This window comes from Umezawaea sp. (assembly GCF_057122925.1).
This window is the reverse complement of sequence record NZ_DBNGPQ010000043.1, coordinates 40,539-51,470: the sequence shown is the minus strand read 5'-3', so window position 1 is coordinate 51,470 and position 10,932 is coordinate 40,539. Positions and strand designations below refer to the sequence as shown.

The 10,932-nt window shown below is 72.6% G+C and carries 10 protein-coding genes; 1 reads left to right on the top strand and 9 read right to left on the bottom strand.

The window, feature by feature from the left end:
* The 8 genes from AC156L_RS07965 to AC156L_RS07930 all read right to left on the bottom strand — a co-directional run bounded on the left by AC156L_RS07965 (position 1) and on the right by AC156L_RS07930 (position 9,432).
* Complete coding sequence (locus tag AC156L_RS07965) at positions 1-720, bottom strand: nitroreductase family protein (protein WP_330873886.1); 720 nt, start codon at positions 718-720, stop codon at positions 1-3.
* Positions 717-2,087 carry a salicylate synthase gene (locus AC156L_RS07960; protein WP_330873885.1) on the bottom strand — a complete coding sequence of 457 codons (1,371 nt, stop codon included), beginning with the start codon at positions 2,085-2,087 and terminating at the stop codon, positions 717-719. The genes AC156L_RS07965 and AC156L_RS07960 overlap by 4 nt, the downstream gene beginning before the upstream one ends.
* Positions 2,084-3,754: a (2,3-dihydroxybenzoyl)adenylate synthase gene (locus AC156L_RS07955; RefSeq protein ID WP_330873884.1), complete on the bottom strand. Its 1,671-nt coding sequence runs from the start codon at positions 3,752-3,754 to the stop codon at positions 2,084-2,086. The genes AC156L_RS07960 and AC156L_RS07955 overlap by 4 nt, the downstream gene beginning before the upstream one ends.
* Entirely contained in the window at positions 3,751-4,653 is a 903-nt protein-coding gene (aroF, locus tag AC156L_RS07950; protein ID WP_330873883.1) for a 3-deoxy-7-phosphoheptulonate synthase, read from the bottom strand. Before aroF ends, AC156L_RS07955 begins: the two co-directional genes overlap by 4 nt.
* A 31-nt stretch (positions 4,654-4,684) precedes the next feature.
* Positions 4,685-6,070: a helix-turn-helix transcriptional regulator gene (locus tag AC156L_RS07945; RefSeq protein WP_330873882.1), complete on the bottom strand. Its 1,386-nt coding sequence runs from the start codon at positions 6,068-6,070 to the stop codon at positions 4,685-4,687.
* Between the two features lie 286 nt (positions 6,071-6,356).
* A complete protein-coding gene (locus tag AC156L_RS07940; protein ID WP_330873881.1) occupies positions 6,357-7,076 on the bottom strand; it encodes a PucR family transcriptional regulator in 720 nt (239 codons plus the stop codon).
* Positions 7,073-7,837, bottom strand: a complete 765-nt coding sequence (locus tag AC156L_RS07935; protein WP_330873880.1) for a thioesterase II family protein — start codon at positions 7,835-7,837, stop codon at positions 7,073-7,075. The genes AC156L_RS07940 and AC156L_RS07935 overlap by 4 nt, the downstream gene beginning before the upstream one ends.
* A gap of 518 nt (positions 7,838-8,355) precedes the next feature.
* Positions 8,356-9,432 carry an HD domain-containing protein gene (locus AC156L_RS07930; RefSeq protein WP_330873879.1) on the bottom strand — a complete coding sequence of 359 codons (1,077 nt, stop codon included), beginning with the start codon at positions 9,430-9,432 and terminating at the stop codon, positions 8,356-8,358.
* Positions 9,433-9,502: 70 nt separating this feature from the next.
* Here AC156L_RS07930 and AC156L_RS07925 point away from each other — a divergent pair, with 70 nt between their 5' ends.
* Positions 9,503-10,492 carry a GlxA family transcriptional regulator gene (locus AC156L_RS07925; protein WP_330873878.1) on the top strand — a complete coding sequence of 330 codons (990 nt, stop codon included), beginning with the start codon at positions 9,503-9,505 and terminating at the stop codon, positions 10,490-10,492.
* On the opposite strand, the gene AC156L_RS07920 is transcribed toward AC156L_RS07925, so the two are convergent.
* Positions 10,416-10,904 (bottom strand): SDR family oxidoreductase, encoded by a 489-nt coding sequence (locus AC156L_RS07920; protein WP_330873877.1) that lies wholly within the window; start codon positions 10,902-10,904, stop codon positions 10,416-10,418. The two genes, AC156L_RS07925 and AC156L_RS07920, sit on opposite strands and share 77 nt — an antisense overlap.
* Between the last annotated feature and the right edge of the window lie 28 nt (positions 10,905-10,932).

The window sequence follows — 10,932 nt, the reverse complement described above, 5'->3', positions numbered from 1 at the left end:
TCAGTCACTGGTCCACGCCTCTCCCCACCGCTCCCGGTAGGCGACCTCGGGCACGGGTGTGCGCCTGCCGACCGAGAACCGCCCCACCGGCCAGCCGACCGGCACCAGCGCGGCGGGCACGACCCCGCTCGGGATGTCGAGGATCTGCCTGAGCTCGTCGTAGATCGACACCGGACCGGCGGCGTCGCCCTCGGGCGTGATGCCGCCCAGTGCCTGCAACGTGGTCAGGGTCGCCCCGAGCCCGACGGCGCGGGCGGCGAGCAGCATGTTCTGCACGGCCGGGTAGATCGACGCGGCGTTGAAGAAGTCGGCCGGGTTGCGCCGGGTCGGCAGGTAGCACACGACGATCACGACCGGGACCTCGTCGAAGTGCGCGGCCAACTGGCCGGCCGCGGCCATCTCGCGCCCCTCGTCGGGTGCGGCGTCGTTGCGGACCACCTCGGTGCGGGACCACGCGAGCACGTCCTGGTAGCCCTGCTGGTACCACTGGCCGAGCCTGGTGCGCTGCGCCGGGTCGCGGACCACCACGAACCGCCACGGCTGGCGGTTCTTCGCCGACCCGGCCTGGATCGCGTGCCGCAGCACGAAGTCCACGAGTTCCGGTCCGACGTCGGCGCGCTGGAAGCGGCGCACGGCGCGCATCGTGGTGATGCAGTGCGACACCGCGGAGATCGCGCTCGCGGACAGCGCCTCGCTGTTCGGCGCCTTCACGACGGTCATGACGTGCCTCCCTCGTACGGCGTCAGCGGAACCAGGTGCCGCGAGATCGTGCGGAGCTTCTCGCGGGTCTCCTCGCGCTCCCGCTCCGGACGGGACCGCGAGACGATCCCGGCGCCCGCGCGCAGCCACGTGCGGCCCCGGCTGTGGAACAGCGAGCGCAGCGCCAGCGCGGCGTCGAGGTCGCCCCGCGCGCCGCAGGTGAAGACCGTTCCGCTGTACAGGCCCCTCGGTTCGGTCTCGAACCGGTGCACGGCCTCGTACGCGGCGTCCCTCGGGATGCCGGAGACCGCCGCCGCCGGGAACAGCCGGGCGAACGCGTCCCAACAGGACAGTCCGAGGTCGAGCCGCCCGGTGATGGTCGAGTCGAGGTGCTGCACGCTGCCGCGCTGCCGCACCGACATGAAGTCCTCGACGTGCGCGGTCCCCGGCAGGCAGATCGTCGCCAGGTCCTCGCACGCCGAGCGCACGGAGATCGCGTGCTCGAAGACCTCCTTGGGGTCGTTGAGCAGGTCGTGGCGCAGCCGCGCGTCGGTCGCGTCGTCGCCGGTGCGGGCGCACGTGCCCGCCACCAGCCTGGTGGTGACGCGGCCGTCCGGTTCGACCTCCAGCAGCGTCTCCGGGCTGAACCCGGTCGCGGCCAGGCCGCCCATGTCCAGCAGGAACGACCGGGCGGGCGTGTTGGCCCGCCTGCCGACCACGTAGGTGCCGACGAGGTCGACGTCGAAGTCGACCGGGACGACGCGGGACACGACGACCTTGTCCAGCTTCCGCGCGCGGACCTCCTCCACGGCCGAGGCCACCGCGTCGAGGTACTCCGCCCCGTCGTCGTCCGACGTCAGCGGCCGGGTGGTGTGGACGGGCTCGGGCACGTCGGCGCGGACGAGGTCGGCGACGCGCTCCAGGGTGTCCCGGTCGGTCGCCCGGACCACGGCCCGGTCGCGCTCCAGCCTCACCTCGACGTGCGGGACGACGAGGTGCAGCACCACGTCGTCGCCGACCAGGTCCGTCCGGCCCGACTGGAGGTGCCCCAGTTCGAAGGCGGCGTAGCCGTAGGCCCGCCAGTCGCCGACCGGGACGCCCCGCAGGAACTCCTCGACCAGGTCGAGCGGCCGGACGTCCAGCGGCTGCCACTTCTCCTGCTCGGTGTCCCACCGCGTGGTGGCGCCGAGGCGGTCCACGACGACCTCGCCGAGGGCTCCGCCCGCGAACGTGGCGGTGCCGCCGGCCTCGTAGACCACGTGCGGGTCGAAGCCGCCCGAGCGGGCCAGCCGCGCCGCGACGGCCACCGGGTCGGTGGCGACGTCGAGCACCAGCTCGTGGTAGCGGTTCGCGGCCGTGCCGGGAACCGGTTCGTGGTAGCGGGTCACGCCCCGACCTCTTCCACCTGTCGGGCGGACCGCACCCCGGCGGCCAGCTCGCGGAGCCGCTGCTTGCGGATCTTCCCCACGGGGGTCAGCGGCATCTCGTCCACGACCTCCAGCCGTTCCGGGAACTTGAAGGCGGCCAGACCGCTGGCGGCGAAGACCTCGCGGACCTCCTCCAGGGTGAGCGTCCGGCCGTCGCGCAGGACCACGCAGGCGCAGACCACCTCGCCGAGTTCCCGGTGGGGTGCCGCCACCGCGGCGGCCCGCGCGATCTGGGGCATCCGGTTCAGGACGTCCTCGACCTCCTCGGCGTGGATCTTCTCGCCGCCGCGGTTGATCACGTCCTTCACCCGCGACTCGACCACGAGGTTGCCGCTCGGGTGGCGCCGCACGACGTCGCCGGTGCGGTACCAGCCGTCGACGGTGAAGCACTCGGCGTTGTGCTCGGGGACCCGGAAGTAGCCGGGGATCGTGGTGGGGCCCCGCACCAGCAGCTCGCCCGCCTCGCCGTCCTCGACCTGCCGCCCGTGCTCGTCGACGACGCGGATCTCGTCGGCCGCGCTCATCGGACGGCCCTGCGTGGCGACGACGACCTCGATCGGGTCGTCGAGCCGGGTGAAGTTCAGCAGCCCCTCGGACATCCCGTAGACCTGTTGCAGCGCGCAGCCCAGTGCGGGCTCCACGCGCAGCGCCAGCTCCCGCGACAGCCGCGACCCGCCGACCTGGAGCAGCCGCAGGCTGGACAGGTCCCACTCGGCCGACTCGGACGATTCGAGCCACCGCTGCACGACGGCGGGCACGGCCGCGGCGACGGTCACCCGGTGCGTGGCTATCGCCTCGAACGCGACCTCGGGTCGCGGGGACGACACCACGACGACCCGCCCGCCGTTCATCAGCGTGCCCAGGAGGCCGGGGCTGCCCAGCGGGAAGGTGTGCGCGGCGGGCAGCGCGACCAGGTAGGCGGTGCTCCGGTCGAAGCCGCAGACCCGCGCGCTGTGCCGCGCGCCGTACTCGTAGTCGTTGTGCGTCCTGGGGATCACCTTCGGCACACCGGTCGTGCCGCCGGACAGCAGGAACAGCGCCGTGCTCGACGGGTCGGGGGCGAGCGCGTCCAGCCTGCGCCTGCGCTCCCACGTCTCCGCGTCGGGCCGGACCAGCGCCCGCAGGTCGACGTTGCCCGGCTCCACGTGGTCGCCCGCCACCAGGACGTGCTTGACGCCGCCGCAGGTCGAGGCGACCCGCCGGGCCAGGGCCTGGTGGTCGTAGTCGTGCACCCGGTCGGGCACGACGACCGCCTTCGCCGCCACGTGCCGGGCGATGTGGGTCAGCTCCTGCTCGCGGTGCGCGGTCAGCATCATCGTGGGCACCACGCCCACCCGCGTGCAGGCCAGCATCAGCACGATGAACTCGGCGCAGTTCGGGAGCTGCACGACGATGCTGTCACCGGAGCGCAAACCCAAGCCCAGCAACCGTTCCGCGAGCACGTCGACCTCGGCGGCGAGGTCGAGGTAGGTCAGGCTCCTGCGCTCGTCGACCACGGCCACGTCGGACCCGTAGCAGTCCGCCCAGGACGTGACGAGCGAGCCGATCGCCCGGCCGCGCCAGTGGCCGAGCGCCCGGTAGCTCGCCGCCCGCTCGTCCGGCCAGGTCACCACTCCGCTGGGGGTCATCGGCGGGAGCCCTCACCGCTGGAGGTCGCCGCCGGGGCGGTGGCGACGAGCCTGCCCGCGAGCAGCGGGACCTCGCGCATCAGACCGGCGAGTTCCGCCATGTCCTCCGGTGCCAGGGCCTGCGGTCCGTCGCACAGCGCTTCCTCGGGCCGGGGGTGCAGGTCGACGATCAGCCCGTCGGAGCCGACCGCGACCGCCGCCCTGCTCAACGGGAACACCAGGTCGCGTCTGCCACCGGAGTGCGAGGGGTCGACGATCACCGGGAGGTGGGTCAACTGCTGCACGATGGGCACGGCGCTGATGTCGAGCGTGTTGCGGGTGGACTTCTCGAACGTGCGGATCCCCCTCTCGCACAGCACGATGTCGAGGTTGCCCTGTTCCGCGACGTACTCCGCGGCCATCAGCCACTCCTCGACGGTGGCGCTCATGCCCCGCTTGAGCAGCACCGGCAGGCCGGTCGCGCCCGCGGCCCGCAGCAGCGCGAAGTTCTGCATGTTGCGGGTGCCGATCTGGAGCATGTCGGCGTGGGACGCGACGAGGTCGACGTCACGGGTGTCGAGCACCTCGGTGACGAACGGCAGACCGGTCTCGTCCCGCACGTCGCTGAGGATCTTCAGCCCGTCCTCGCCGAGGCCGTGGAAGGAGTACGGGGAGCTGCGCGGCTTGTACGCCCCTCCCCTCAGCATGGCGGCACCCGCGGCGGCCGCCATCAGCGCGGACTCCATGGTCTGCTCGGGCGTCTCCACGGCGCACGGGCCCGCGACCAGGGTCACCGTGCCAGGGCCGAACGGCACCCCGCCGACGGTCACGGTCGACCTGTCGCGCTGGTGTTTCGCACTCACTAGCTCATAGGGCGCGGTGACGAAGTCGCGCCGAACTTCCAGCCGGCTGTCGGGCACTGCAACTCCTTGCTATCGGTGTAAGGGGGAGTCAGGCGACTCGGTAGCGGAGGCCGGTCAGCTCGACCCGCGAGTTGACCGCGAGCTTGCGGAAGATCCGCCCCAGGTGGGCGTGCACCGTGTGCGGGGAGACGAACATCCGCGCGGCGATCTGCCGGTTGGTGAGCCCCTCGGCCACGAGGTCCGTGACCTGGCGCTCGGTCTCGGTGAGGCTGTCCCAGCCGGTGGCGGAGCGCTCGGCGTGGGTCCAGTGCTTCCGGCGGACGCCGAGCGCCCTGAGTTCGCTGCGCACCCTGGCCACGTCGCCGGTCGCGCCCGCCGTCTCGTACCTGGCCATCTCCTCTTCGAGGGCGGACACCAGGTGTGCCGTCGCCTTCGGATCGGAGTTGTTGCGCTGCAACAACATCTGGCCGACCTGGCGGTGCAGCGCGGCGGCGACCGGCGCGGCGATGGTCTCGTGCACCGCCCGCCAGACGAGGTCGTGGCTGAACGACAGGGTGTCCGCGTGCTCGTCGCAGTCGAGCAGGCCGACCCGCAGGACCTCGCGGATGCCGCGCAGGACGTCGGCGGACGTCCGGCCGAGCACCTCGGCCACGTCCGCGAGCCGGAACGACCTGCCGAGGATCGCGGCGATCTCCAGGACGCCGATCGTGTCGGTGCTGAAGCCCTCCAGCCTGGTCCGGACGGCCGACGTCAGGTGGCGGGGCAGGCGGCGCGTGGTGAGCCGGGCCCCCGACTCGCCGACCTCCACCGCGTCCTCCGCGCGCAGGCCGTCGAGCAGCTCCGTCAGCAGGGCGGGGTTGCCGCGCGCGCCGGCGGCCAGCTCGGCCAGGTCGTCACCGGGGGGCGCGGCGAAGTGGTCGGTGACGATCCTCGCGACGGCGTCGTCCGGCAGCGGTTCCAGCCGCAGCCGGGTGGCGCCCAGCGCGGTCAGCCGGTCGAAGAGCCTGCCGACCGTGATCGCCTCCCCGGCCCCGTCCCGGCAGGCGAGCAGCCACACCACCGGGCTGTTGCGGAAGTGCGCGACGAAGGACTGCACCGCCGCCAGCGTGATCTGGTCGGCCCACTGGAGGTCGTCCAGCGCGATCACCAGCGGTCCCGCCGCGGCGCGTTCCTCGATCTTGCCCAGCAGTTGCGCCGCCAGCTTCATCGGGCTGCCCGCCAGCGCCCAGATCGTCTCGCCGAGGGCGGAGACGACGGGTGCGAGCGGGGTCCAGCGGGTCAGCTCGTCGGCCTGGGCCGAGCAGGTCCGGATCCCCTGCTCGGCGGCGACGGCGAGCGCGTCGGCGATCATCCGGCTCCGGCCGATACCGGGAGGACCCTCCAGCAGGACGACCGAACCACGTCCGTCCCGAACGTCGAGGAGGGACAGGACCAGACGTTGCCAGTCCTGACCATGGTCGTTTCCGGAATTCATCGGCACTATTTCCTCCCTCTGCCCGAACGGATCCGGCACGGCCGATCCGTGAATTCGACGCTATGACAAGTCGCGCAAGTCCGTCCATGCGCAGAATGCGGAATTCGAGATAACCCGTCAGCTAACACCAAAAGAGACGCGAGAGGTGGCGAGTTGATGCCCGAATTTACTTCACGGGATTCCCTTATCACCACAAGCGCTGATCGGAACCGGTATTGCGGTGCCGGCAGAACGCGGCCGGGCCGCGGTTCGCGAGCCGTCGAACGGAAACCGGGCCCGCGCCGCCCTAGGCGGCTTCGGAGAGCGCGTACGCGGTCATCGCCGCGCCGAGCACCCGGACCCCGCGGCTGCTCATCGGGTCGTACCCGGTCAGCTCCTCGATGCGGCGCAGCCGGTAGTCGAGCGTGCTGCGGTGGATGCGCAGCTCGGCGGCGGCGCGGGAGCGGTTGTAGTCCGCCCTGATCAGCGCGGCGAGGGTCTCGTACCAGACGCTGCTCGACGAGGTCAGGGACGCGATGATGGCCACCAGGCTGTTCGCCACCGCGTCGTTCTGGGTGACCGCGTACTCCACGAGCACGTCGTCCAGGACGTAGACGCCGGGGGAACGCCCGGCCGCGAGGACGAGGTCCAGCACGTCCGCGGCTTCCCGGTACCCGGCCGGGACCTCGGTGCCCGGCCTGCTCGCCATGGCGCACCAGGCCCGCCCGTCGAGCCACTCGCCGAACTCCTCGACGAGCCAGGTCGTGCGGAGGTCCTCGCCGTCGGGCACGAGCACGACGGCGCCCCTCTCCCCGATCACGTACCGCGTGCCCGCGACGCCGTACCCGTCGAAGTACTCGGCGACCTGGTCGACCACCGCGGCGGTCGGGTCGCCGAGCACCAGGACGAGGTACGCGGCGCTCGTGTCCGGTCCGCCGGGCACGAGCGCCGCGACCTCCTCCTCGGCGGGTCTGCCGATGGGCGTCCGCGCGGACGGGCCGCCGGGACCGTGGTCGACAGTGGTCATGCGGTCGTCTCCCCTGCTGCTCCGCGAACTGCGTCGAAGTGGTGGTCGAGCACGTCGAGCACCTCGGCTTCCCGTGCGTCGAGGTAGAAGTGGCCGCCCTGGAAGGCCAGCACGTCGAACGCGCCGGTGGTGTGCCGGGACCACATGACGGCCTCGTCCATGCCGGTCAGCGGGTCCTCGTCGCCGACGAGGACCGTGACGGGGCACCGGACGGTCGCGTCCGTCCGACCCCGGTAGGTCTCGACAGCCCTGAGGTCGGCGCGCAGCACGGGCAGGAACAGGCTCGCCATGCCCTTGAAGTCGAGCACCGCCGAATCCGTGCCGCTCAGCAGGCGCAGCTGCGCCACGAGCCCCTCGTCGTCGCGCAGGTGCACCGCCTCGTCGCGGTGGCTCGACGGGGCGCGGCGGCCGGACGCGAACAACCGCGTCAGCTCGCGCCCGTCCGCCTCGGCCCGCTGAGCGACCTCGAACGCGACGACGGCGCCCATGCTGTGCCCGAAGAACGCGAGCGGCAGGTCGTCCTCGTCCCGGAGCGCCTCGTGGACCCGGTCTGCGAGCACCCCGATGTCCTCGACGAACGGCTCGCCCCTGCGGTCCTGCCTGCCGGGGTACTGGACCGCGAGGACGTCGATCCCAGGGCTGAGCGCCGCGGACCAGGAGAAGTACCTCGACGCCGCTCCCCCGGCGTGCGGGAAGCACACGAGGCGCGCGACCGCCTGCGACGTGCGGTGGTACCGGCGAATCCACGGGTTGACGTGCATGGGTGGAGGAACCATCCGAATCTTCAGCTCACCTGACGGGCGGCGCGCGCGGCGCGGACTCGCCGGACGCCGAACTCGCACCACCGCACCCGAAATAGGAAAAGAGATTTACCCACCGAAGTCCGCCGGGTCCGACCCGAACGTCGCAGGTGAGCCGAGAAAAGCACCGACCGCATTAGAACTCCTGCGATCCACCGCACACGGCTACTGCCTCTCCCGATCCACACACATTTCCGGCGTGTGAATAAAGATATCAGCGGGTTCGGGCGCAGTCAGCCGACGGAGGTCGTTTGAGCCTTAATCTCGTGGCCGTGCGGCCGGATGGTTCGGTGTCGGCCGCCGCGAGCATCGGAGGTTTGGTTCGGGTGCGGGCCGGTCTTCGGCGCGAGGGCGACCAGATGTGACGCAGGACTCTCAGCCACGGCTATCGCGGGCCCGGACGCACGCCTACCACCCGGTCACCGACAGCGGTGACCGGGTGCTGTCGGCAGGCGCGCCGGGGAAGCGGCACGGGACGTCTACGGCTCGCGGGTGAAGAACGGGTCGTCGAACACGTAGAGCCAGCGGCCGTCGGGCTGTCGGCGGGCGACCTCGGTGGTGTCCACGACGGTGGCGGCCCCGTCGGGTCCGGTCAGCGTCGCGGTGTGGGACATCAGCGCCAGCCCCGGCCCGTGCAGAACCGAGCGGCGGACGAGGTCGACGGCGACCCCGGCCCGGACCAGTTCCCGGAGTTCGGCGCGGATCGCCTCGTGGTCCACGGCCGGGTCACCCGAGGCCCGCCCGAGGAGCGCGCCCGCTTCGTACAGCGCCACCAGGCCGTCGAGGTCGCGGGCGCGGAGGCGTTCGACGAACAGCTCCCCGAGCCGTTCGGGGGTGCGGGCGACCTCCGCCGCACCCGGACGGAGGTAGGACGGCCGGTCGCCCCAGCCCGCGGCGGTGACCACGTCGAACCAGGTGACCACGTCACCGGGCGGGCCGGCGATGGCGGCGACGTGGCCGGGGAAGTTGATCGGCGACGCCTTCGCGGGCGTCCTGGCGATCTGGGCGGCGATGTCCTCCGCCAGGGTGTAGCCGATGTCCTGGCGTGGCCACGCGAGGAGGGCGGCGGTCACGAGGTCGTCGGGGAGGGCGGCGCGGCCGACGCCCGCGATGTCCGCGGCGATGCCGAGCTGGGCGGCACCGGCTTCCGGCGACACCCCGGCGGCGATGCCGTCGGAGGTGTGCAGGGCGATCCCGGTCCACACGGCGGCGGCGCGCTCGGCGTCGACCCCGGCGTCGAGCAGGAAGCTCCGGGCGAGGTCGGCGCCGTCCACCTCGAAGCGCTGCTCCCCGTTCCCCGCCTCGCACAGGCCCAGGTCGTGCAGCAGGCAGATCAGGAAGACCAGCTCCTCGTCGTAGTCCCTGCCCGGTTCCATCCCCGCCGCGGCGGCGGTGGGTCGGACGAACAGGAAGCTCCGGGCGCTGTGGGCCATGACGTGGTCGGGCAGGAGGGAGGCGGCGTGGGCCACCGCGGCGTCGGCGACGGCACTGGGGCCGGACAGGCCGAGATCGCTCGACGTCAGCCGTCCGCCGGTCTGCTGGGAAGTGTTGATCATCCTTCGATTCTGGGCAGCCCGCACCGGTCGAACCAGTGGCTCGAACAACGAATACTGTTAAGATCGCGCCATGCACCGGGTAGCCGTCCTGGCGTACGACACGGTCGTGGCGGCCGAGCTGGCCATGGTCGTCCAGGTGTTCGCGACGGCGAACCACTGCGCGGACGCCGCCTTCTACGAGGTCGGCGTGGCGGGTGCGGCGGGCTCCGTGGTGACCGCGTCGGTGCCCGGCCCCTCGCCCGCGCACATCCCCTCGCCCGCGCACGTCCCCTCGTACACCCTCGGCCCCGACCGATCCCTGGCGTGGGCCGTGCCCGCGGACACCGTCGTCGTCCCCGCGCACGGGTCGTTCCTCGACCCGCCGCCCGACGCCGTGCGCGCGGCGCTGCTGACCGCGCACGGCCGAGGAGCGCGTCTGGCGTCGCTGTGCGTCGGCTCGTTCGTCCTCGCCTCCACCGGCGTGCTCGACGGCCGCCCGGCCACCACGCACTGGTACTGGGCCGACGAGTTCGCCGTCCGCTTCCCCGCCGTCGACGTGCAGCGGGAGAAGCTCTTCGTCGGGCGGGACGGCGTCTACACCTCCGCGGGCATCACCGCCGCGCTCGACCTGGCGCTCAACCTGGTGGAGCAGGACCTCGGCGCCGCCACCGCCGCCGCCACGGCGCGCTTCCTGGTCGCCCCGATGCGCCGCGAGGGCGGCCAGGCCCAGTTCATCGAGTACGACGTCCCCGGCAGGGCGGACGCGCTGAGCGACACCCTGCGCTGGGCCGAGGAGCACCTCGCGGACGACCTGAGCGTGGCGGACCTGTCCGCCCACGCGAACATGGCCCCGCGCACCTTCACCCGGCACTTCCGCGCCGGTGTCGGCACCACCCCCGTGGACTGGCTGCTGCGCACGCGCGTCCGCCGCGCCAAGGAACTGCTGGAGCGCACGACGTGGTCGATCGACCGCATCGCCGCCGAGACGGGTTTCCGCTCGACCGTCACCTTCCGCCACCACTTCGGCAGGCTGGTGCGGGTGACCCCCGCCCGGTACCGGCGGACGTTCGGGTCGGCGTAGCCGAGCGGGGTAGCGGTGCACCACCCGCTCGGAACCGGTCGGCCGTCAGGCGACGGCGCCGAGTCCGGAGCCGCCGTCGGCGACGATCTCGGTGCCGGTGGCGAAGCGCCCGGTCGGAGGCGGCGAACAGGATGAAGTCGGCGATCTCGTCCGAGGTGGCCGTGCGCGGGATGGCGAACCCGTCGACCGGCACCGGTTCCCGCCCGTCGGGGCCGTAGGCCAGCGGCGTGTCGATGACATCGAGGCGCACCCCGAGCGCCGGACCGGGCAGCGCGGCGGCGCTCCGGTCGGCCCCCGTCCTGGCCGCGACGACGGTGTTCGCCCCGGCCTGGGCGAACCGGGTGGACAGCACGGTGCCGAGCGCCCCAGGGGCGCCGGCGACGAGGACGGTCTTGCCGGTGAAGGCGAACACGGGACCGACTCCTTCGTGGTCGGTGGTG